The organism is Micromonospora sp. CMU55-4, assembly GCF_011602315.1.
Lineage (GTDB): Bacteria > Actinomycetota > Actinomycetes > Mycobacteriales > Micromonosporaceae > Micromonospora > Micromonospora chalcea.
The window spans coordinates 16,491-37,169 of sequence record NZ_JAAOLH010000009.1; the positions used below are offsets into that span (position 1 = coordinate 16,491).

Annotated in this window: 25 protein-coding genes; 11 read left to right on the forward strand and 14 right to left on the reverse strand. The window is 74.0% G+C overall.

Features of this window, described 5'->3' with window-relative positions; translation table 11 throughout:
- Positions 1–44: 44 nt before the first annotated feature.
- Both HA073_RS17050 and HA073_RS17055 read left to right on the forward strand, forming a co-directional pair.
- Positions 45–1,001 carry a trypsin-like serine protease gene (locus tag HA073_RS17050; protein ID WP_233607910.1) on the forward strand — a complete coding sequence of 319 codons (957 nt, stop codon included), beginning with the start codon at positions 45–47 and terminating at the stop codon, positions 999–1,001.
- Between the two features lie 73 nt (positions 1,002–1,074).
- Complete coding sequence (locus HA073_RS17055) at positions 1,075–1,281, forward strand: hypothetical protein (protein ID WP_043329680.1); 207 nt, start codon at positions 1,075–1,077, stop codon at positions 1,279–1,281.
- 157 nt (positions 1,282–1,438) lie between these two features.
- Here HA073_RS17055 and HA073_RS17060 read toward each other — a convergent pair whose 3' ends face one another.
- Together HA073_RS17060 and HA073_RS17065 are read right to left on the reverse strand one after the other, a co-directional pair.
- On the reverse strand, positions 1,439–1,669 hold the full coding sequence (locus HA073_RS17060; protein WP_043329678.1) for a hypothetical protein: 231 nt from the start codon (positions 1,667–1,669) through the stop codon (positions 1,439–1,441).
- A gap of 56 nt (positions 1,670–1,725) precedes the next feature.
- Positions 1,726–2,130 carry an SRPBCC family protein gene (locus HA073_RS17065; protein WP_043329676.1) on the reverse strand — a complete coding sequence of 135 codons (405 nt, stop codon included), beginning with the start codon at positions 2,128–2,130 and terminating at the stop codon, positions 1,726–1,728.
- Between the two features lie 84 nt (positions 2,131–2,214).
- Here HA073_RS17065 and HA073_RS17070 point away from each other — a divergent pair, with 84 nt between their 5' ends.
- Together HA073_RS17070 and HA073_RS17075 are read left to right on the forward strand one after the other, a co-directional pair.
- A complete protein-coding gene (locus HA073_RS17070) occupies positions 2,215–2,685 on the forward strand; it encodes a YfbM family protein (RefSeq protein ID WP_205797677.1) in 471 nt (156 codons plus the stop codon).
- 79 nt (positions 2,686–2,764) lie between these two features.
- Positions 2,765–3,541 carry a hypothetical protein gene (locus tag HA073_RS17075; protein WP_166456847.1) on the forward strand — a complete coding sequence of 259 codons (777 nt, stop codon included), beginning with the start codon at positions 2,765–2,767 and terminating at the stop codon, positions 3,539–3,541.
- 147 nt (positions 3,542–3,688) lie between these two features.
- Here the strand turns inward: HA073_RS17075 and HA073_RS17080 are convergent, their stop codons facing one another.
- Entirely contained in the window at positions 3,689–4,420 is a 732-nt protein-coding gene (locus HA073_RS17080; protein ID WP_166456848.1) for an SDR family oxidoreductase, read from the reverse strand.
- Between the two features lie 95 nt (positions 4,421–4,515).
- Between HA073_RS17080 and HA073_RS17085 the strand changes: the two genes are divergently transcribed.
- Positions 4,516–5,364, forward strand: coding sequence for a LysR family transcriptional regulator (locus HA073_RS17085; RefSeq protein WP_043329670.1), 849 nt, complete (start codon positions 4,516–4,518; stop codon positions 5,362–5,364).
- 9 nt (positions 5,365–5,373) lie between these two features.
- On the opposite strand, the gene HA073_RS17090 is transcribed toward HA073_RS17085, so the two are convergent.
- The 8 genes from HA073_RS17090 to HA073_RS17125 form a co-directional block, all read right to left on the reverse strand.
- Positions 5,374–5,856 (reverse strand): GNAT family N-acetyltransferase, encoded by a 483-nt coding sequence (locus HA073_RS17090; protein WP_166456849.1) that lies wholly within the window; start codon positions 5,854–5,856, stop codon positions 5,374–5,376.
- A gap of 11 nt (positions 5,857–5,867) precedes the next feature.
- Positions 5,868–6,476, reverse strand: coding sequence for an ATP/GTP-binding protein (locus tag HA073_RS17095; RefSeq protein WP_043329666.1), 609 nt, complete (start codon positions 6,474–6,476; stop codon positions 5,868–5,870).
- Positions 6,457–6,846, reverse strand: coding sequence for a DUF742 domain-containing protein (locus tag HA073_RS17100; protein ID WP_030503284.1), 390 nt, complete (start codon positions 6,844–6,846; stop codon positions 6,457–6,459). The genes HA073_RS17095 and HA073_RS17100 overlap by 20 nt, the downstream gene beginning before the upstream one ends.
- Complete coding sequence (locus HA073_RS17105) at positions 6,843–7,268, reverse strand: roadblock/LC7 domain-containing protein (RefSeq protein WP_030503283.1); 426 nt, start codon at positions 7,266–7,268, stop codon at positions 6,843–6,845. The genes HA073_RS17100 and HA073_RS17105 overlap by 4 nt, the downstream gene beginning before the upstream one ends.
- A gap of 65 nt (positions 7,269–7,333) precedes the next feature.
- Positions 7,334–9,814, reverse strand: a complete 2,481-nt coding sequence (locus tag HA073_RS17110; protein WP_140946482.1) for a nitrate- and nitrite sensing domain-containing protein — start codon at positions 9,812–9,814, stop codon at positions 7,334–7,336.
- Positions 9,815–9,894: 80 nt separating this feature from the next.
- Complete coding sequence (locus HA073_RS17115; RefSeq protein ID WP_113972472.1) at positions 9,895–11,442, reverse strand: prenyltransferase/squalene oxidase repeat-containing protein; 1,548 nt, start codon at positions 11,440–11,442, stop codon at positions 9,895–9,897.
- Positions 11,439–12,314, reverse strand: a complete 876-nt coding sequence (locus tag HA073_RS17120) for a terpene synthase family protein (RefSeq protein ID WP_166456850.1) — start codon at positions 12,312–12,314, stop codon at positions 11,439–11,441. Before HA073_RS17120 ends, HA073_RS17115 begins: the two co-directional genes overlap by 4 nt.
- A complete protein-coding gene (locus HA073_RS17125; protein ID WP_176722849.1) occupies positions 12,311–13,648 on the reverse strand; it encodes a cytochrome P450 in 1,338 nt (445 codons plus the stop codon). The genes HA073_RS17120 and HA073_RS17125 overlap by 4 nt, the downstream gene beginning before the upstream one ends.
- A 311-nt stretch (positions 13,649–13,959) precedes the next feature.
- On the opposite strand from HA073_RS17125, the gene HA073_RS17130 reads away from it, so the two are divergent.
- Positions 13,960–14,208 (forward strand): DUF2630 family protein, encoded by a 249-nt coding sequence (locus HA073_RS17130; RefSeq protein WP_030503278.1) that lies wholly within the window; start codon positions 13,960–13,962, stop codon positions 14,206–14,208.
- A gap of 51 nt (positions 14,209–14,259) precedes the next feature.
- On the opposite strand, the gene HA073_RS17135 is transcribed toward HA073_RS17130, so the two are convergent.
- The 3 genes from HA073_RS17135 to HA073_RS17145 all read right to left on the reverse strand — a co-directional run bounded on the left by HA073_RS17135 (position 14,260) and on the right by HA073_RS17145 (position 16,930).
- Positions 14,260–15,186, reverse strand: a complete 927-nt coding sequence (locus HA073_RS17135) for a serine protein kinase RIO (protein WP_064445320.1) — start codon at positions 15,184–15,186, stop codon at positions 14,260–14,262.
- Between the two features lie 197 nt (positions 15,187–15,383).
- Entirely contained in the window at positions 15,384–16,028 is a 645-nt protein-coding gene (locus tag HA073_RS17140; protein ID WP_030503276.1) for an HAD family hydrolase, read from the reverse strand.
- A gap of 56 nt (positions 16,029–16,084) precedes the next feature.
- Positions 16,085–16,930, reverse strand: a complete 846-nt coding sequence (locus tag HA073_RS17145; protein ID WP_166456851.1) for a carbon-nitrogen hydrolase family protein — start codon at positions 16,928–16,930, stop codon at positions 16,085–16,087.
- 104 nt (positions 16,931–17,034) lie between these two features.
- Between HA073_RS17145 and HA073_RS17150 the strand changes: the two genes are divergently transcribed.
- The 5 genes from HA073_RS17150 (at position 17,035) to HA073_RS17170 (ending at position 20,664) form a co-directional block, all read left to right on the forward strand.
- Positions 17,035–17,607, forward strand: a complete 573-nt coding sequence (locus HA073_RS17150; protein WP_030503274.1) for a TetR/AcrR family transcriptional regulator — start codon at positions 17,035–17,037, stop codon at positions 17,605–17,607.
- A gap of 102 nt (positions 17,608–17,709) precedes the next feature.
- Positions 17,710–18,612 (forward strand): TIGR04222 domain-containing membrane protein, encoded by a 903-nt coding sequence (locus tag HA073_RS17155; RefSeq protein WP_043329655.1) that lies wholly within the window; start codon positions 17,710–17,712, stop codon positions 18,610–18,612.
- Positions 18,609–19,427 carry a DUF692 domain-containing protein gene (locus HA073_RS17160; protein WP_166456852.1) on the forward strand — a complete coding sequence of 273 codons (819 nt, stop codon included), beginning with the start codon at positions 18,609–18,611 and terminating at the stop codon, positions 19,425–19,427. Before HA073_RS17155 ends, HA073_RS17160 begins: the two co-directional genes overlap by 4 nt.
- Positions 19,424–19,870: a hypothetical protein gene (locus tag HA073_RS17165; RefSeq protein WP_166456853.1), complete on the forward strand. Its 447-nt coding sequence runs from the start codon at positions 19,424–19,426 to the stop codon at positions 19,868–19,870. The genes HA073_RS17160 and HA073_RS17165 overlap by 4 nt, the downstream gene beginning before the upstream one ends.
- Positions 19,871–19,902: 32 nt before the next feature.
- The gene (locus HA073_RS17170; RefSeq protein ID WP_043329653.1) at positions 19,903–20,664 is read left to right on the forward strand and encodes an SDR family oxidoreductase; all 762 of its coding nucleotides are present in this window, start codon (positions 19,903–19,905) and stop codon (positions 20,662–20,664) included.
- Positions 20,665–20,679 lie beyond the last annotated feature (15 nt).

Consider the following 20,679-nt stretch of genomic DNA (forward strand, 5'->3'; position numbering starts at 1 on the left):
GATACGGGAATCGAAACACTGGGAAGGAATTCATGAAAACGTCGATGAGACTTCTGGCATTGCCGATCCTGATCCTGCCGACGATCCTCGCCGGCACTCCGGCTCAGGCCGCCACCGACACCACCTCCGGCACCGCTGCTCCGGCCGCGGTGACCTCGATCGAGCGCAAGGTGGGGTCGTCGGCCGGGCAGGCCAGGGCATACTGGACGGCCGAGCGGATGGCGGCGGCCACTCCCGCCGACGAGGTGGAGAAGGCCGCCGGCCCGGTCACCCAGAGCCCCACGGCGGAGCGGGTACGGCGCTTCGCGGAGGCGGTGGCGCCGAAGGACGGCAGCGGCTTCGGCGCCCAGCTCAACGAGTCGATCACGGTGGGGAAGATCTTCTACACCAGCTCGACCGACGGCCTGGGCCATTACTGCTCGGCGAGCGTGGTGAACAGCCCGGCGCGCAACATGGTCTTCACCGCCGCACACTGCGTGCACGACGGGCCGGGCCGGGACTGGCACACCGCGAACTGGATGTTCGTGCCGTCCTACCGCAACGGCGCGCAGCCGTACGGCACCTGGGACTGGTCCACGCTGGCGGTGCCCAGCGGCTGGATCAGCACCCGTGAGCGGCAGTACGACGTGGCCGTCGCGCTCGTCTACGGCAGCCGGTCGATCGTGGACGCGGTCGGCGCGAACGGCTTGCTCACCGGCGGTGGGCGCGCGTACCACTACGACGTCTTCGGCTACCCGAGCAACAAGGACAGCGGCGAGATCCAGTGGGTCTGCTCGGGCACGTCGCGGGACGCGGGCAGCAACCGGATCGAGATGAACTGCGGCTTCGGGGGCGGTTCGAGCGGCGGCCCGTGGTACTACAGCTATGACAACACCACAAGGCGCGGTGACGTGCACGGGGTGATGAGCTACTCGAGCGGCACGAACACGAACGGCTCGCCGTACTTCTCCGCCGCGGTGGTGGGGACGCTCTACAACACGTACGCGAACGACACCTGGTGAACGACGGTCCGCCTGGTGTGCCGCCGGCGCACCAGGCGGACCGGCACCGGTCGACCGGTCCGGAGGAGGCGACATGTCACATCGTGTACTGCTCGGCGCGGCCGCCGTCGCGGCGCTCGCCGTGGCTGTGGCCGTCGTGGTCGTCGCGGCGCGCGACGGCGGCGCGGCGCGGCCGGCGCCGCCCGGCCCGGTGGTCGCTACCCACAATCCGAGCCCGGGTGCCACCGACCCGTCCGAATACTGGACGAGGGAACGAATGCGGGACGCGATCGGCGACTGAATCAAGAACTTGGACCGCGGGTCGGCTGTGAAGCGCGAGCTACCGCTGCGACGCAATTGCATTCGGCGCCCAGGTGCGTCGAATTTCGTCCCGCTCACGATCACCGGCCGAGCCCGGCGCGCAATTCCCATTTCAGGGGCGTGAGTGCCGCGTGCGTTCACGGGACGGTATCGGAGTAGACCTCGACGTCGTAGAGCAGTTGCACGTTGCGGCGTCCGTTGGTGATGCCGACGAAGACCGGGTCACCGGCCGGGGTGCGGCCCTGGCGCCACACCTGCTCCCGGGCCGCTTCCCGCGACTCGTGATGCACGCCGCCCTCGCGATGCGTCTGCAGGACGCGGCGGGCGGTGGTCGGGTCGCTGTCGAGGTGGATCCGCAGCAGGGGCATGACGCGCCCTCCTTGCCACTGTCGGGGCCGGGCTGCCGACTGACCACGCGCGCCTCTCAGCCGGCGGCGCTCTCCAGCACGGCCTTGAGCCGGGCCAGATCCGCCTCGACCAGCGCGGTGTCCCGGTCGAAGTCCGTGTCGCTCATGCCGGGCATCCGGCGCAGGCTGAACACCACCTCGGTGGCGTTGCCGTCGGCGATGGCGCGCAACGGCACGTACACCGTCTCGCCCGACGGCGTCCGCACCTCGTGGTCGAGCACGCCGTACTCGTTGGCCGGGGCGAACGTGAGCCGCGCCCGCCCTTCGGGTGTGTCCACGAACCACTGGCCGTCGATGAGGTTCACCGAACCGCCGAGGCCCGGCGCCCAGCGGGGCAGGTTCGCCGGGTCGGCGGCGAAGGCGTAGACCTCCGCGACCGGACGGTCGATGTGGACGGCGAGGTGGCGGGTGTCAGTGGCCATGAGCCGATGGTGCCATGCCTGTCGCAAGCGCACGCTACGCTGCCGCCGATTCCGACCGGCACCCCCGAGAGGCACCCCGTGGGCATGATCTTCAACGCACGTCGGCTGTCCGCCGAGGAGCTGGCGGCGGTCCTCGCCGACCCGGAGAAGGTCGACACCCTGTTCCAGGGTGGCCCGGACGAGCTCGACCTCGACAAGGCGTGGCACGGGCTGCACTACCTACTGACCGGCGACACGTACGAGATCCGGGGCGACGCCGGGCCGGCCGTCCTGGGTGGTGACCCGATCGGGCCGGACCTGGGGATGGGCCCGGCCCGGCTGCTGATGCCCGACGCCGTCCGCGCTGTGGCCGGCGGGCTCGACGCGATCGACGAGGCGACGCTGCGGGCCCGCTTCGACCCGGCAGCCTTGTCGGAGGCCGAGATCTACCCGCACATCTGGGACGACGGCGCCGACGAGTTCGACGCCTACCTGCTGCCGAACTTCACCGCGCTGCGTGACTTCTACCGCGCCGCGGCCGAACAGGGGGACGGCATGCTGCTCGCCATCACGTGACCCGCCGGAAGCGTGCCTACGGAAGCGGGCCGGCGGAAACGGGTACGCGCCGACGATCGGGCGCCGGTAGCGTGCCGGCGTGGGACTCGACGCGTTCGTGTACTGCCGGTGCTGGCAGGACGGCCTCACCGCGCCGTGCCCGGTCGGACCGGTCGGCATCGACGAGGACGGCTGTCTCGCGCTGTTGCGGCAGTGGGAGGGCAACGAGGCCGCGCACCGCACGTTCGACGCCTGGCTGGCGGAGGCGTGCCCGCACAAGGCCATGGAGCAGGCGAGCGAGCACGTTTCCAACTGGGCCGGCGTACGGCTGTTCCAGCAGGCGCTACGCGCCGCCGGCCCGGAGCGCTTCCCGACGCTCGCCACCGCGCTGCCGAACCTCAACGGCGGCTCGCTGCCGGCCGACCGGGCGGCGGTGGCGCTCGCCGAGCTGGACGCGTTCGCGCGCACCGATCGGATCACCGACGGGGTCGAACTGATCGACGAGGCGACCGGCCGGGTGCTGATGCAGTACGTCGAGAGCTACCACGGGGTGTTCATGCTCGGCCCGGACTTCCGGGCCGGGGTAGATCCGGACGGCTTCTTCGTCGTCGACACCGCCGACCCGCCGGTGACGCTGTTCCGGGCCGTCCGGTTCGGCCAGCGGCCGCTGCCCGGCGACCGGGTGGAGCTCACCGCCGGCGGGACGCGGACGGTGCTGGCGATGCGGCCGGTGGGCGAGCACGGCGAGCCGCCGCCCGAACGGCTCGCGGTGCGGACCCGGAGCCGGTCGGGCAACGACTTCGCCTACATCGTGGAGCCGCTGCGCCGGCTGTGCGCGGCGTCGGTGGCCACCGGCAACCCGGTGATGTGGTTCTGACGGGCCACCCTCGACAGCCGGTCCGCACCGCGCTCTGATGGACCACCGCATGTCCGGGCGTGTCGTCCGGGGAAAGATGACGTCACCTGAGAGCGGTATGCCCCGCCGTGAGCGTCACGCTCAGTCACGTCTAGAAGCTGACCGGAGTCACCACGGGATCGTGCCCGCGTCCTCGAAGTAGCCGCCGGTCGGCCCGTCGTCGGGCAGCGTCGCGAGCCGGATCGCGATCGCCGCTCCCTGCTGCGGGGTCCGCACACCGCGGAAGCTGTTGAGGTCGGTGGCGGTGAAGCCCGGGCAGGCGGCGTTGATCAGGATGCCGGTGTCCGCCAGCGCCCGCGCGTACTGGATGGTCACCGCGTTGAGCATGCTCTTCGACGGTGAGTAAGCCACCGACAGCGGCCCGGTCTGGTTCTCTCCGGTGGAGGCGCTCTGCCGGGTCAGCGAGCCGACACCGCTGGACATGTTGACGATCCGGGGCGACGCCGAGCGGCGTAGCAGCGGCAGCATCGCCTCGGTCACCCGGACCACCCCGATCACGTTGACCTCGACGGCGGTCCGGATGGTCGCGAGGTCGACGTCGCCCGGGTGCTGCGGCACGCCACCTGTCACGCCCGCGTTGTTGACGAGCACGTCCAGACCGCCGGCCTCCGTCTCCAGCAGCCGGGCGGCGGCGGTCACGCTCGCGTCGTCGGTGACGTCCAGCGGTACGCCGAACGCGTCCACGCCGCCCGCGCGCAGCTTCGCCACCGCCTCGGCGAGCCGCCGCTCGTCCCGGGCGCCGACGCCCACCCGCCAGCCGAGCGCGCCCAGGCCGGCCGCGATCTCGTACCCGATTCCCTTGTTCGCGCCGGTCACCAGCGCGATCGTCCGTTCGCTCATGCTCTCGATCCTGTCCGCGGGCCGCGCGGTCCTCCAACACCGCTTCGGTGGCGCGCGATACCTGGCAGGTATCGATGCGGCGGTACGGTGGCGGGATGGAGACGCGGGAGCTTCGCTACTTCGTGGCGGTCGCCGAGGAGCTGCACTTCGGCCGCGCCGCGCGCCGCCTGGGCATCGCCCAGCCGCCGCTGTCGCGAGCGATCCGGCAGCTCGAACGCCGTCTCGGCGTGACTCTGCTGGAGCGGGACAGCCGCAGCGTCGCGCTCACCGCGGCCGGGTCGGTGCTGCTGCGGGAGGGCCGGGCGGCACTCGACGCCGTGGCCGCCGCCGACCGCCGCACCCGACGCGCCGGGCAGGCCGCTACCGGTGGCCCCGGGCTGGTGCTGGCGACCAAGACCGGGGCGTCGAGCGAGCTGCTGCCGAAACTGCTCGGCGCGTACGCCGCCGAGCCGGACGCGGTCCCGGTCGAGGTTCTGCTGTGCGGCATCGGCGAGCAGGAACGGCTGCTGCGCGACGGGCGGGCCGACGTGGCGCTGCTGCACCTGCCGTACGACTCGACGACCGGGCTGGACACCGAAGAGCTGATCACCGAGCCGCAGGTGGCGATCCTGCCGGCCGGGCATCCGCTGGCCCGGCGACCGCACCTGCTGATGGCCGAGGTGGAGGCGCTGCCGGGCCTGCCCATGCCGCGCTGGCCCCGGGCCGACGGGTCGTATCCGGACGGGCCCGGCCCCGAGGTCCGGGACCACGCCCAGTTGTTCCAGCTCATCGCGCTCGGCCGGACCGTGGTGGTGCTGCCGGAGTCGGCCCGGTCGCTGCTGCTCGCCGACCTGGCCACCGTGCCGGTGCCGGACGCGCCGGCGGTGACCACAGTCATCGCGTGGCCACCGCACAGCCGGTCCCGGGCGCTGGCCGGCCTGATCCGGACCGCCACCCGCCTCTGACGCCCGTGCCTAGGCGGGCAGGTCCTTGCGCATCTGCTGGGTGACCACCCGGTATCCCGACGTCTCGTACAGCTTGCGCGCCGTCTCGTTGGTGCCGAAGACGTTCAGCTCCAGCGCCTGGGCGCCGTGCTCCCGGGCCACCCGCTCCCCCGCCGCGAGCAGCGCCCGCCCGAGCCCCCGGCCCCGGTGCCCGGCGGCCACCTCGATGTCGTAGAGGAACGCGCAGTCGGCGAGACCGCGCGGGTGGGTCAGGCCGATCCACAGCCAGCCGACCGGTGAGCCGTCGGCAAGCTCGCCGACCAGGAACAGCATGCCGGGCGTGGCCATGCCCTGCGGCAGGAAGCCGGCGGTGGCCTCCCGGGCCCGGTCGAGCGCCTCCTCGGGCGCCCAGTTGCCGGCCGTGACGTGCTCGCGCGCGTACCCGGCGGCCAGCTCGTCCTGCCAGCTGTCGAACTCCTCCGGTGACATCGCCCGGACACTCAGCTCGGTCATGCGACGCAGCCTCAGTCGCCGGCGGCGCGGCGGCGCGCCTCGCGCAGCTTCATGGCGTGTTCCAGCAGCGTGATCAGCACCTCCTTGGCCGACTCACGCTTGCGCGCGTCGCACAGCACCACAGGTACGCCCGGGTCCAGGTCGAGCGCCGCCTGCACCTCGTCGAGCCGGAACTTCTTGGCCCCCTCGAAGCAGTTCACCGCCACCACGAACGGCGTGCCGCGCCCCTCGAAGTAGTCGATCGACGGGAAGCAGTCCGCCAGGCGGCGCGTGTCGGCGAGCACCACCGCCCCGAGCGCGCCGAGCGCCAGCTCGTCCCAGACGAACCAGAACCGGTCCTGCCCGGGCGTGCCGAACAGGTAGAGCACCAGGTCGTCGCTGATGGTGATCCGGCCGAAGTCCATCGCCACGGTGGTGGTCGACTTCTCCTCCACGCCGGACAGGTCGTCGATGCCGATCCCGGTTTCGGTAAGCACCTCCTCGGTGCGCAGCGGCTTGGTCTCGCTGACCGCGCCCACCATGGTGGTCTTGCCGACGCCGAACCCGCCCGCGATCAGGATCTTGATCGCGGTGGGCAGCGGCCCGGCGCCCGCCGGCCGCTCAGAGCGCCCGTAGTCCATTGATAACCGCCTCGAAAACGTGCTCGTCGGGAAGGCCGGCGGTGGTCGCGCGCGGCTCGCGTACCTGCACCAGACTGCGGGCGGCCAGGTCTCCGAGGAGGACCCGGACCGTGCCCACCGGCAGGTCGAGATGGGCGGCGATCTCGGCCACGGAGAGAATCCGCTGGCAGAGGCCGACTATCGCCACGTGCTCCGGGCCCAGCCCGGACTCCGACCCGACATCCGTGCGGGTCGCGGTGACCAGCGAGATCAGGTCGAACGTGCCGGTCACCGGGCGGGCCCGGCCGCCGGTGACCGCGTACGGGCGCACCACCGGGCCGGCGTGGTCGTCCACCCACTCCTGCTCCGCGGACTCCCCCCGGCCGGTCATCGTGCCGCGTTCTCGCCGAGGGGCTGTTCCCGGGTCGGTGACGCGACGAACCGGCCGACCCGGGTGACGAGCATGGCCATCTCGTACGCGATCAGGCCGACATCCGCGTCCTCCGAGGCCAGCACCGCCAGGCAGGCGTTACGCCCAGCCGCTGTGACGAACAGGAAGGAGGACTGCATCTCGATGATGGTCTGCTGCACCTGCCCGCCGCCGAACCGCTTGCCCGCGCCACGGGCCAGGCTCTGGATGCCCGCCGCCATGGCGGCCAGGTGCTCGCCGTCGTCCCGGCTCAATCCGCGGGACGAGGCCATCAGCAGTCCGTCGGTGGAGAGCGCCACGGCGTGCTCCGCCTGCTTGACCCGGCCGACCAGGTCATCCAGCAGCCACGTCAGATCCGCGCTCGAAGCCGTCTTCTGCGCCACTCGTCGTCCTCTTCTTTCCGGCTGTGTGCCGTCAGCTTCCGGTTTCCGTCGCGTCGACGTCCCGGTCAGGTAACCTGCTCGTCCGCGTCGGCCGGCGCACCGCCGGCCCCCTGAGCCCCGCCGAGCAGGCGCGCGGCATCGGTACGGCCGCGTCGGGTGCCGCTCTGGTAGGAGCTCATCATCCGGCGCACCTGCTCCGGTGCACGCGCCGTGTCATCGTCGGCGGCGTCGTCGTCCGCCTCGGTCTGGTCGTGCCGCAGTTCCGGCGCGAGGCTGGCCTGGCGTACCCGGACCGGCAGTCCCGCGTCGGTGACCGGCGTCGTCTCCGCCTCGGTCTCCGGCTCCGTCGCCGGCGACGCCTCCGCCGCGTCGGTCGTGGCGGCGGGCCGCCGCTCCACCACCGCCAGCTCCGTGGTGGGCCCGGCCACCGCGGGCTGCCGCTTGCGGGTACGCGCCGGCAGCCCGGACGGGGTCAGCCGGGGCGCCCGCGTCACCGGCTCCGGCACCTGCGGGGCGGGCTCGGCCGGCTGGTCCGGTTCGGCGGCGCCGTCCGGGCCGGACGGGATCGCCGGCCCGTCGCCGGCCGGAGTGCTCCGCACCGAATCCGGCGCGGGCGCCACGGGCAGGGCCGTCCCGGGTGCGGGAAGGGCCTCGGCCGCGTCGGCGCCGTCAGCGGTGATCAGTTCACGCGGGATCAGCACCACGGCGGTGGTCCCGCCGTACGCGGATTCCTTGAGCTGCACCTTGACGCCGTGCCGCTCGGTGAGCCGGCTGACCACGAACAGGCCCAGCCGGGCGGCGTCGGCCAGGTTCAGCTCGGACCGGTCGACGATGCGCGCGTTGGCGGCGGCCAGCTCGTCGGGGCTCATGCCGAGGCCCCGGTCCTCGATCTCGATGGCGAAGCCGTTCGCCACGAGCTGACCGCGAACCTCGACAGTGGTCTGCGGCGGCGAGAAGGAGAGCCCGTTCTCGATCAGCTCGGCCAGCAGGTGGATGACGTCACCGACGGCGCGACCGGTCAGCGAAACCTCGCCGAGCGGGCGCACCGTGACCCGGGTGTAGTCCTCGACCTCGGCTACCGCGCCGCGGACCACGTCGACCATCGGCACGTTGCGCCGCCAGGCCCGGCCGGGCGTGGAGCCGGAGAGCACGATCAGGTTCTCCGCGTTGCGCCGCATCCGGGTGGCCAGGTGGTCGACCCGGAACAGGTCCTCCAGCTCCTCGGCGTCGTGTTCCCGGCGTTCCATCGCGTCCAGCAGCGTGAGCTGCCGGTGCACGAGCGCCTGGGTGCGCCGGGCCAGGCTGAGGAAGACGTCGCGTACGCTGCGGCGCAGCTCGGCCTGCTCGACGGCGGTGCGGACGGCGGTCTCCTGCACGACGTTGAACGCCTTGCCCACCTGGCCGATCTCGTCGTCGCCGAACTGCAACGGCGGCGCCTCGCGGGCGACGTCCACCTCGTCGCCGCGGCCCAGCCGCTCCACCACGCTCGGCAGCCGCTCGTGCGCCAGGTTGAAGGCCGCCTCGCGCAGCCGTTCGAGCTGCCGCACCAGCGACCGGGCCGTGGTGATCGAGACGACCACGGAGGCGATGACGGCGAGCAGGCCGAGACCGGCGGCGAGCACCAGCCGCACGATGACGCCGATCGCTACCGGCATCGCCCGGGACACGATGTCCTCGCCGCCGGCCAGGATCACCCCGCGCAGGTCGGCCATCGCCTGCTCGGCGGCGGCCTGCCACGCCGCTGCGGTCACCGGCGGGCGCACGTCGGCGCCCTTGGCCGCGAGGACCCGGTCCTGAAGGGTCTGCAACTGCTGGAACGCGTCGCCCTCGACCATCCGCTCGAAGCGTGCGCGGTCGGTCGGGGCGAGCTCCCGGGCGGTGCGGTCGGCGAGGAACCACTGCGCGCCGACCAGGCGGGCGAACGCGGTCTGCTCGGCCACGGTGATCCGGTTGGCCGCGATCGCGCCGGTGATCAGCGCGTCCTGTTGGGACAGCAGCTCCCGGGACCGGTTGAGGTCGATGAGCGCGGCGGTGTCCTTGGCGATCTCGTCGTCGTCGAGGCCGCCGAGCGCGTCGAAGACGGCGAAGATCGCGTCGACCGCCTCGTCGTACGCGGTGAGCGTGGCGGTGCGGTCGATGGTCTTGCGGCTGACGTCGGCGCGTACCTGGCCGATCTGGTCCAGCTCGGTCTTCAGCTCGCCGAGCCGCTGCATCAGCTCCTCGCTGGCCGGGATCTCGGTACGCCAGTCCTGCACCGAGCGCCACAGCGCGGTGGCGGTCTCGTCGGTACGGGCGCGCTGGGCGTCCAGCTCCCGCAGCCGGCCCGGATCGGACTCGCCCAGATAGCGCAGCGACAGCCGCCGCTCGGCCTGCAGCTCCTGCAGCAGCGGGTCGCTCGGCTCGAAGACGCGCGCGTTGAGCGTCTGCACGCCGAGCAGGTTGAACCCGTCCCGCACGGTCACCCACGCGGCGAACGCCCAGAGCGCGGTCAGCGACGCCAGCAGCGCGATGATCTTCGTACGGAGATTCGTACTGCGGGAACCCATCACACCGTCCTGGCCCGGTCTACGGTCGGTCCGAAATCCGATCGACTCCGGCGCACGCTAGCAGCCGTCGTGAACTCCATTCAAGCGATCCTGATCATGGTGGGTCCGGCCTCGACGGCGCGGCCGGAGGCCGCCAGCACCGCCGCGCGCACGATCTGCGTCGGGCGGTAGAGATCCTTGTCGTGCCATAGTGCCGGTTCGTCGTCGCATCCGTCCAGCTCGGACAGTCGACGGCGTCCGCGGGCGAGCGCCGCGGCGATCCGCGCGTCCCCGGAACGGCCCGCGCCGGCCAGGGCGAGCACCGCGTACGCGGTCTCCTCGGCGGTGCCGTGCCACAGTCCCCAGGAGCCGTCCGGGCGCTGCGTGTCCAGCAGCCAGGCGACGCCCCGCTCGACGGCGGCACGCGCCGTGCCGTCGGGCGCGTGGTCGGCCAGCGCCAGCAGCACCGCGTACGTGGCGTAGCAGGCCGAGGCGTGCCAGCGGTCCTCCCAGCGCCCGTCCGGCTGCTGCCGCTCCACCAGCCACTCGGTGACCCGGCGGCGGGCGCCGGTGACGCCGGGTCCGCTCGGCTGCTCGCCGAGCGCGTCGAGCACGTGCGCGTTAGTGGTCAGCGACGCGCCGTCCTCCCCCGGCCAGGTGCAGAAGTGCCGCCCGGTGTCGAACCCGGCCAACGGCCCGACGCCGGGGGCGCGGCCCAACCGGGCCAGCGCGTAGAGCGCGACAGCTGTGGTGTCCGCGTCGGCGGGCAGGCCGGGCGCGGTGGCCGCGCCGGACGGGCCGACGGCGGCGCGCAGCTCGGTGAGCACCGGCTCGGGCGCGCCGACCGGCACACCGGCCCGGACCAGGATGCCGAGCACCCAGGCGCGCTCGAAGACGGTGATCGGGCTGGCGCAGGGCACCGGGCCGGGCCGGGCCACCGCGCGCAGATAGTCCAGCGCCGCTCCGGGCTCCGGACGGCCCAGCCAGGCGGCAGTGGCGGCCGGGGAGGCGCCCACCGCGCCGCTGGCCGAGGGACGCACGCCGGCCGCCCGGTACGCCAGCTCACCGGCGACCTCCAGCGCGTGCGCCAGCTTCTCCGGCACGGGCCGCCCGGCGGCCAGCAGCGCGCGTACCCGGGTCAGGCGGGCCGGGTCGAGACCGGCCGGCAGCGGCAGGCGGGGCCGGCCGGCCCACTCGGCCAGCCCGGGTGGCGGCCCGGCCGGTCCGGTGAGGTGCCGGTCCACGGCAGTGAGCAGCGCGGGCACGATCAGGTCGGTGGCCGGCAGGTCGGGCGGCGCGTCGCCGCGCAGCGCGCCGGACAGGAACGTCAGGCCCCGGTGGGCCGCGGCGGCCGGCACGGCGGCCGGGCCGTCGCGACGCAGCACGGTCAGCAGCGCCTCGACCGCGCTCAGCGTCGGCACCAGCGCGTACCCGCCGGGACCGCCCCAGCCGCCGTCCGGCCGCTGCCGGGCCAGCAGCCAGGCCAGGCGCCGGTCGTGGCCGTCCAGCCAGGGCGCGAGCGCGACCAGCCGGGCGGTCTCGTAGACCGACGGCGACGTCTGCCCGGCCGGCTCGCCGGTGAGCGCGGCGACCAGGTCGTGCGCGGTCCCGGACCGGGTGGCGGGCACCGATCCGGCGGTGAGCGTCACCGCACGCCCCAGAAGTCGGTGTTGCGGTAGAAGCCGGTGGTGAAGCCGAGCTGCCGGGACAGGAAGTCGGCTTCCCGGGGCGCCTCACCGGCCAGCTTCGCCAGCCGGACGCGGCAGTGGTCGACCTGCTCGGCGAACCGCCGCTCGACCTCGGCCGCGTCGTCCACCAGCAGCAGCGCGTTGAGGTCGCCGGACTCGGCGTCGCGGCGGTGGGTGCCGAGGTCGTTCACCAGCCGCAGGGCCCGCTGCACCTCGTCGCTGACGGCGACCGCGTGGTCCATCGCCTCGGCGGTGGACACCGATCCGGTGTGGATCCAGTGCGCCACGTTGACCACTGTGGCGGCGAGGTTGTCGGCGTTTGCGAGGTAGTCGGCGAGCGTGGGGCGGCCGGTGCGCCGCCAGTCCCACTCGCGGGCCATCGCGTCGAGCGTGCGTTCCATCGCCGCACGCCAGTGGCCGCGCAGCGCCGGGTAGCCGGGCGCGGCGGCCACGTCGTCGCGCAGCTCGGCCAGGAACCGGCCCAGTGGGTCGTCGGTGCCGGCGCCGTCGAGCACGTCCAGGCAGACGCCGGTGATCCGGTCGACCTCGGCCCGGCTGGTGGCCTGGTGGTCGACCAGCCAGTCCACGGCGAAGCCCCAGAGTACGGCGCGGTTGGTCACGGCCAGCTCGGCGGCGCTGTGCCAGGGGGCGCTGAACGCCATCGCCTGGGCGATGCTGCTGAACAGCGTCGCGTCGAACGGGTCCGCGGGGAACAGCTCGGGGTGCGCGGCGGCGGCCTTGCGCAGGCCGCGCTGGCCCTGCGCGGCGAGCGCGCAGACCCGGCCCTGCTCCGCGGCGACGGCGAGTAAATCCGGTGTCGGCCCGTCGGTCATGCCCGCTCCGCCCGCCCGGCCGCGACGAGTGTCAGCTCCACCCGCTCGCGCGGCCGCAGCGCCGCGGCCAGCCGCAACCCGGGTACGCCGGGGCGGTGCAGCCGGAACCGGTAGCGGCTGAGCATGGTGGCGAGGATGAGCTGCGCCTCCAGGTAGAACAGGTACATGCCGAGGCACTGGTGCGGCCCACCGCCGAACGGGAAGTGGGCGTACCGGTGCCGGGCCCGGACCCGCTCGGGCCGGAACCGTTCCGGGTCGAACTCGTCCGGACGGTCCCAGAACTGCCGCATCCGCTGGGTGATCAGCGGGCTGACCGCCATCGTGGCGCCGGGCTCGATCGGCACGCCGTCGATGACGTCCCCGGCGACCGCGCGGCGCGGGATGATCCATCCGATCGGGTAGAGCCGCAGCAGTTCGTCCAGCACCATCCGGGTGTACGTGAGCCGGCTCAGATGCTCGCGGCGTACCGGCTCGCCCCCGACCACCTCGTCGATCTCGGCGTAGAGCCGCTCGGCCACCTCGGGGTGCTGGTCCAGGTGCGGCCAGGCCCAGGTCAGCACGTTGATCGTGGTCTCGGTGGTGGCGGCGAACATGGCCACTGTGTCGTTGCGGACCTGCCGCTCGTCGAGCTGCCGCCCGTCGTCGGTGCGGGCCTGCCAGAGCGTCGAGATGACGTCGTCGCCCTGGTCGGCGGACTCGCGGGTCTCGCGGACGATCGGCACCAGCACGTCGTCCACGATGCGTACGGCACGGGCGAACGTGCGGTCGCCCGGCATCGGCAGCGACAGCGGCGCGAACGGCACGATGATGCGGGGGATGACGGCGGTGGCGATCCGGTCCTGCGCCTCGATCACGCGCATCGCGTCCGGCACCGAGATGCGGTCGGCGAAGAGCACCTTCATGATCGCTCGGCTGACGATGCGCGCCTGCTCCACGCCGATGTCGACCGGACGGCCGGCGCGGGCCGGCTCGTCCAGCTCGTCGACCGCGTCGCGGATCGCGTCGGCCATGCCGTCGACCAGCGCCTCGACCCGTTTGGCGGTGAACATCGGCTGGAGCATGCGCCGGCTGGCCGACCAGATCTGCCCCTCGCCGAGGATGCCCTCGCCGAACAGCCGCTTGACCGGACGCCAGAACAGCCCGTCGCCTGCTCGTTCGTAGTTGTCCGCCCGGTCGCGCAGGACGTGCTGCACGTGCTTGGGGTGGGTGACGAGGTAGGGGCGGAACGAGCCGAGGTTCAGCCGGACCAGTTCACCTTCGGTACGGTTGCCGATGTCGATGAGCGCCCGGGCGGGGTCGCGGAGCACCGCCGGCAGGATCTGCCGCAGCGGCACGGTTCGGGGTCGGCCGGTGGGTCCCGGTGTGTCCGTTGGTTCGGGCACCTGAACGCTCCCTCGGTTGACTCAGGGTCGCGGCTTCGTATCGACCCGTGACGTTGCTCGCGAGCATGCCATCCTGAGCCGCAGATCAAAAGGCAGGTCGGAGGATATTTCACGTAACAACAATCTCTTTGTCGAGAATGGAGCCCGTGGGATGTGCGTCACTCCCGTACACAGTGGTGATTGCGGAGCGCGAGCGGCGCTCACCTATCGCGGACGCCGGCAGAACGCGGGCGCGGACCCGTCCGCTGTGCCAAGCTTCGGGCATGGACGACAAGACCATCCTGAGCCGGATCTCGGAACTCGTCGACGAGGAGCACCGGCTGCGGGCCGACGCGCAGCAGCACGAGTCCGGCACCGACGACGAGGCCCGGGAGCGGCTGCGGGCCCTGGAGGAGTCCCTGGACCAGTGCTGGGACCTGCTGCGCCGTCGCCGGGCCGCGCGCCAGGCGCACGGCGACCCGGACGCCCAGGGCGAGCGCCCGGTGCCGGAGGTCGAGCGATACCTGCAATGACCCGCACGGGTGGGCGTCCCGGGCGGCTCGACCACCCGGGACGCCCGCCCGTCAGCGGATCCCCGCCTCCCGCAGCAGCGCCTCGGTGAGCGCCTCCGGATCGGTGACGGTGGCCGGCATCCCGCGGGCGGCGAACCAGGCGGCCACCACCCGCACGTCCCGGCCCAGGAACTCGCCGCCCTGCGGGTTGGCCACCACGTCGACCACCTGCGGCAGGTCGATCATCACCAGCCGGCCCGCGTGCACCAGCAGGTTGTACGGCGACAGGTCGCCGTGGGCGTACCCGGCCCGGGCCAGCACGGTGAGCGCCTCGACCAGCTGATCCCACAGGTCACGCAGCTCGGCAGCGTCGGGCCGGACCTGCGCCAGCCGTGGCGCGGCCTCCCCCGCCTCGGCGTCGCCGACGAACTCCAGCATCAGCTCGGTGCCGAGCAGCTGCACCGGATAGGGCACCGCGATCCGCCCGGAGGCGGCGCCGATCTCCCAGAGCTGGGACAGCGCGGCGAACTCGGCCGCCGCCCACTGCCCGGCGATCATCTGCCGGCCGAACGCGGTCCGGCCGGTCATCGCCCGCATCTCCCGCGACCGGCGTACCCGGCGGCCCTCCAGGTAACCGGCGTCGCGGTGGAAGAGCCGGTGCTGGGCGTCGCGGTACCGCTTGACCGCCAGCAGGCACGAGCGGTCGGTGTCCGGCACGGCGCGGCGGACCAGGTGGACGTCCGCCTCCTTGCCGGTCTTGAGCACCCCCAGCTCGGTGTCCCGGGCGGCCAGTTCGGTGACCAGCCAGTCCGGGTACGGCTCGGGGCCGTGGACGGCCCGGTCCCAGGAGGACCAGCTGTCCTCCGCGTCGGGCTCGGCGTCCGGGTCGGCGAGGGCCGGCGTGGGCCGCCCCCGCTTCAGGAAGTCGGTTTCGTCGTCGTCGAAGCGGCTCTTGCCGCGGCCACGGCGCTGCGGCGCCGGGAAGTCATGATCGCGCACGGGTGGATCTGTCCTTCGATCGAGGCTGGTGGAGGCAGGTGGTACGACCCTGCGAAAACGGCCATGACCGACCTCCTCTCCTCGACCGGGCACCCCCGGCTGCGCACTCGCGCGGCACCATGCTCGTACGCGCCCCGGCGCGGGTCAACGGATTTCCGCGCGGTGCCGCCGCGCTGCCTGCCGGCCCGCGCCGCCGGTCAGCCGGCCAGCACTGCGGCGACGGCCGCGATCAGCCCGTCCTCGATCCGGGTCGGCGCGAACCGGGGGTCCGACCAGCGGCGCCCACGGTGCAGCCAGACGCTGGGCAGGCCCACCGCGGTCGCGCCGCCGATGTCCGCCTCCGGGCTGTCGCCGACCACCCACGCGCCGCGCAGCGGCATCCGGGCCCGCTGGGCGGCGAGCGCGAAGATCCTCGGGTTCGGCTTGCTGACGCCGGCCTCCTCCGAGATCACCCAGTCGGCGACGTAGCGGTCCAGGCCGGTCTTGCGGATCTTGGCGTCCTGTTGACGGGACGCTCCGTTGGTGACCACCACCGGCACCCAGCCGGCGTCGGCGGCGATCCGCAGCGCGCAGGCCACCAGCGGATCGAGCCGCATGTGCGCCACCACGCCGTCGTGCAGCTCGTCCACCAGGTCGATCGAGGGGATGCGCAGCGCGTACCGGTCGCGGATCGCGTCCGCGACGTCCCACCGGTTGGTCAGCCCGTCGGCGTCCACCGACACCAGCCAGTCGAGGTCGGCGGGCGGCGCGCCGATGCCCGCCAGGAAACGTTCTCCCCAGACACGGAACGGCCCGTCGCGGTCCAGCAGGGTGTTGTCCAGATCGAGCAGGAGCAACGGCACTTGGGCACCCTACGGGAACGCTCGGAGCACCGACAGGGCCCCGGGCCCAGCCACGGTCAGGCGACGAGCGCCGTACGGGCCGCGCCGGCGTCCGCCGGCCGGTCGAGCAGCATGGTGTGCGCCGCGCGGGTGGCCGCCAGCGCTTCCGGGTCCAGCGTCGCCACCAGCACGTCCTCTCCGGTGTCGGCGCCCCGCGCCAGCGGCCGGCCCTCCGGGTCGTACACCGCCGCGCCACCGTTGAACCGCCAGGGGTCCGCGCCGCCGACGACGTTGGCGAACACGACGTACATCGTGTTGTCCAGCGCCCGGGCGGCGTAGTAGAGGTCGCGGCGGTGCTCCGAGCCGGCCAGGTAACCGCTCGGGCAGAGGTATCCGTGCGCGCCGTCCCCGGCCGCCGCCCGCGCGTGCTCCGGGAAGCAGCCGTCGTAGCAGACGCCCAGGCCCAGCCGCCACGTGTCGACTTCGAGCGTGGCGCCCCGGCGGCCGGCGTCGAACAGCTCGCGCTCGCCGCTCCAGAGCTGCTGCTTGTCGTACGCGGCGGTGACCGTGCCGGCCGGGTCCACCACGAGCGAGGAGATGGTGCGCCGCCGGTCGGGGTGGCGGACGGCGGCGCCGATCACCACTGCCGCGCCCGCGTCGGCGGCGGCGGTCCGCAGCGGGTCCAGCCGGGGGTCGGCGACCCGGCCGTCGGCGTCGGCGGCCACGTCGGTGCCCTCCGGGTCGGCGCCCAGCGTCGGCGGGTGGTACGCCGGCAGGAACAGCTCGGGCAGCACCACGACCCGGGCGCCCTCGGCCCGGGCGACGAGGCGGGCGGCGGCGCGGGCGTTGCCGGCGACGTCACCGGGGACGGGCTGGGCCTGGACGGCGGCGACGCTGAGCGGGCGCGCGGGAAGGGCGGTCACACGCCGATCCTAACCATCGGACGCGGCCGGATGATCTTCCGAATTCGCATCTCAAGCCGTACGTACGGTTTGCATCACGCGGTTCCACCTGCGACGATCCGTTCGTGCCCAGAGTAAGTCAGGACCAGCTCGACGCGCGCCGGCAGGAGATCCTCGCGGCGGCGCGGGCGTGTTTCGCCCGGCACGGCTACGAGGGCGCCACAGTGCGGCGGCTGGAGGAGGCCACCGGCCTGTCCCGGGGCGCGATCTTCCACCACTTCCGGGACAAGGACTCCCTGTTCCTCGCCGTCGCCGAGGACGACGCCGCCGCCATGGTGGAGACGGTCGCCCGCAACGGCCTGGTGCAGGTCATGCGCGACCTACTGGCCCGGGCGGTCTCGCCCGACACGACCGGCTGGCTCGGCAGCCAGCTGGAGGTCTCGCGCCGGCTGCGTACCGACCCGGCCTTCGCCAAGCGCTGGGCGGAGCGTTCCGAAGCCATCGCCGCGGCGACCCGGGAGCGCCTGGTACGCCAGCGCGAGGCCGGCGTGCTGCGCGACGACGTCCCGATCGACGTGCTGGCCCAGTTCCTGGAGCTGGCCTACGACGGCTTGGTGCTGCACCTGGCGATGGGCCGCCCGGCCGGCGACCTGGCCCGGGTGCTCGACCTGGTCGAGGAGGCGGTGCGCCGGCACTGAGCCCGCCGGTCTCGGTCCGGTAACTGCGCCGCTCCAAGAGATCGACTCTGGCGCGCCTGCTCCACAATGAGCCGCGACCCCTCCTCGCGACAGGAGCAGACGATGACCCCCTCCGACACCTGGGGCATCCCCGGCCCCGTATTCCTGCGCTGGTACCTCCTGCTCGCCGTCGTCCTGGTCATCGGCGCGATCGTGTACCGGCGTCGGATGCTGGCCGGCACGCCGGTGACCGATCACGGCGCGCTGGGTCCGCAGCAGGTCGCCTACCTCAACGGCGGCGACCAGCTCGCCGTCTGGGCCACGCTCGGCGCGCTGCGCCACGCGGGCGCGGTCGGCGTACGACCCGACCGGCGGCTCACCACCGGCGGTCCGCTGCCAGCCGGGGCCACCCCGCTGGACCAGGCGGTCCACCACGCGGCGAGCCGCGGCCTGCGGACCCGGGACCTGGCCGCCGACGAGTGGGTGCGGCGCGCGCTCGACGAGCTGCGCGACGGCCTGGTACGCCGGGGCCTGGCCCTGGACCAGGAGCGGCGCCGGACGCTGCGGCGCGGCGCGCTGCTGATCGGCTTCCTGCTGGCAATTGGCGTCGTGCGTGCGATCTCCGGCCTGCTCAACGACCGGCCCACCGGCTGGCTGCTGCTCAGCCTGTTCCCGCTCGGCCTCGCGTTCCTGCTGCTCAACCGCGTGCCCTGGCGTACCCGGGCGGCCACCGCCGCGCTGAACGACATGCGCCGCCGGCACGCCTGGCTGCGACCGGCCGCCTCCCCCGCGTACGCCACGTACGGCGCGACGGACGTGGCGCTGGGCGTGGCGCTGTTCGGCACCGCCACGCTCTGGACCATGGATCCGGGCTTCGCCGAGCAGGCCGAGATCCAGCGGCAGGCGATGGGCAACGTCGGCGGCGCGAGCTCCGGCACCTCCTGTGGAGGCGGCGCCTCCACGTGCGGCGGTGGCAGCTCCTGCGGCGGAGGCGGTGGCTGCGGCGGAGGCGGGTGCGGCGGATGAGCGGCCCGTCCGGCGTCGGCATCGGCTGGCGTCCCGAGATCGCCGGTTTCGTGGCCGGGCTGCCGGGGCTGCGTTTCGTCGAGGTGGTCGCGGAGGCGGTCGCACCGGCCGGGCCGCTCCCGGACGGGCTCGCCGAGCTGCGCGGACGCGGCGTCGATGTCGTACCCCACGGGGTGCGGCTGTCCCTCGGCGGCGCGGAACCGGTCGATCCGGCCCGGGTGGCGCACCTGGCCGCGGTGGCCGCGGCCCTGGACGCGCCGCTGGTGAGTGAGCACATCGCGTTCGTGCGGGCCGGCGGTCTGGAGGCCGGTCACCTGCTGCCGCTGCCGCGCAGCCGCCAGGCGGTCGCCGCGGTGGTGGCGAACGTGCGGCGGACGCAGGCGGAGCTGCCGGTGCCGCTGGCCCTGGAGCCGATCGCCGCGCTCTTCGACTGGCCCGACGACGAGCTGGACGAGGCGGACTTCCTCACCGAGATCCTCGACGCCACCGGCGCGCTGCTGCTGCTCGACGTCGCGAACGTGCACGCCAACGCCCGCAACCGGGGCGGCGAGCCGACCGCGCTGCTGGACCGGCTGCCGCTGGAACGCATCGCCTATGCGCACGTCGCGGGCGGCGCCGAACACGGCGGCTTCTACCACGACACGCACACCGACCCGGTGCCCGCCGCCGTGCTGGACCTGGTCCGCGAGCTATGCCGGCGGCGCCGGCCGCCCGCGTTGCTGCTGGAACGCGACGGGCACTACCCGCCCGCCGCCGAGCTGCGCGCGGAGCTCGACGCGCTCGCCGCCGCCTCCGGCCACCCGGCGGTCACGTGAGCGGCGACCTGGCGGCCCAGCAGGCCGAGCTGGTCGCCGCGCTCGTCGCCGGTGGACCGCTGCCGCCCGGCTTCGCACCGGCCCCGGTCGAGGCGGCCCGCCGGGCGCTGCTGCGCAAGCGGGCCGCGGACGTGGCCCGGCACTGGCCGCTGCTCGCCGCCGGCCTCGGCGCGCACTGGCCGGCGACGTTCACCACGTGGGCGGACGGACGCCCCTCGAACGGCTCCCTGCGCGACGGCTGGGACCTGGCCCGCGAGCTGCGCGACCAGGGCACGCTGCCGCCGCTGGGCGCGGAGGAGCTGGCCGCACGCGAGGCCGCGAGCCGCTACGACGGCCACCGCCCGCCCCGGCCCCGCCGGATGCCGGCCGTCGCCCGGGCCGGCGGCGCCGTCGCGGCCCAGTTCGCCGGCCGGGTACGCCTGCTGCGGCCCGCCCCGCGCTGACACGCGCCCCCGGGTACGGCAGGATCGGGCGTATGGATCTCGGACTCGCCGACCGGGTGTACGTGCTGACCGGCGCCTCCGGCGGCCTCGGCTTCGCCACCGCCGAACAACTCGTCGCCGACGGCGCCCGGGTGGTCATCTCCGCGCGTACCCCGGAACGGGTGGCCGCCGCGATCGAGGCGCTCGGCGACCCGCAGCGGGCGATCGGGCTGACCGCCGACCTCGCCGACCCCGCCACCCCGGAGCGGCTCGTCGCCGCCGCCCGCGAACACTTCGGCCGCCTCGACGGCGCGCTGATCTCGGTCGGCGGCCCGCCGCCCGGCACCGCCGCCACCGTCACCGACGAGCAGTGGCGCGAGTCGTTCGAGACGGTCTTCCTGGGCAGCGTCCGGCTCGCCCGCACGGTGGCCGGCGCACTCACCGACGGCGGCGCGATCGGGCTGGTGCTGTCCACCTCGGTACGCGGACCGCTGGCCGGCCTCGGCATCTCCAACGGGCTGCGACCGGGCCTGGCCGGCGTGGCCAAGGACATGGCCGACGAGTTCGGCCCGCGCGGCGTCCGCGTGGTCAGCCTGCTACCCGGGCGGATCATGACCGACCGCAACCGGGAGCTGCTGGCCGGCTCCGGCGACCCCGAGCGCGCCCGCGCCCAGGCGGAGGCGGCGATCCCGCTCGGGCGAATCGGCGACCCGGCGGAGTTCGGCCGGGTGGCGGCGTTCCTGCTCTCCCCCGCCGCCGGGTACGTCACCGGGGTGACCGTCCCGGTCGACGGCGGCGCGCTGCGCGGGCTGTGACAGTGGCCGCTGTGG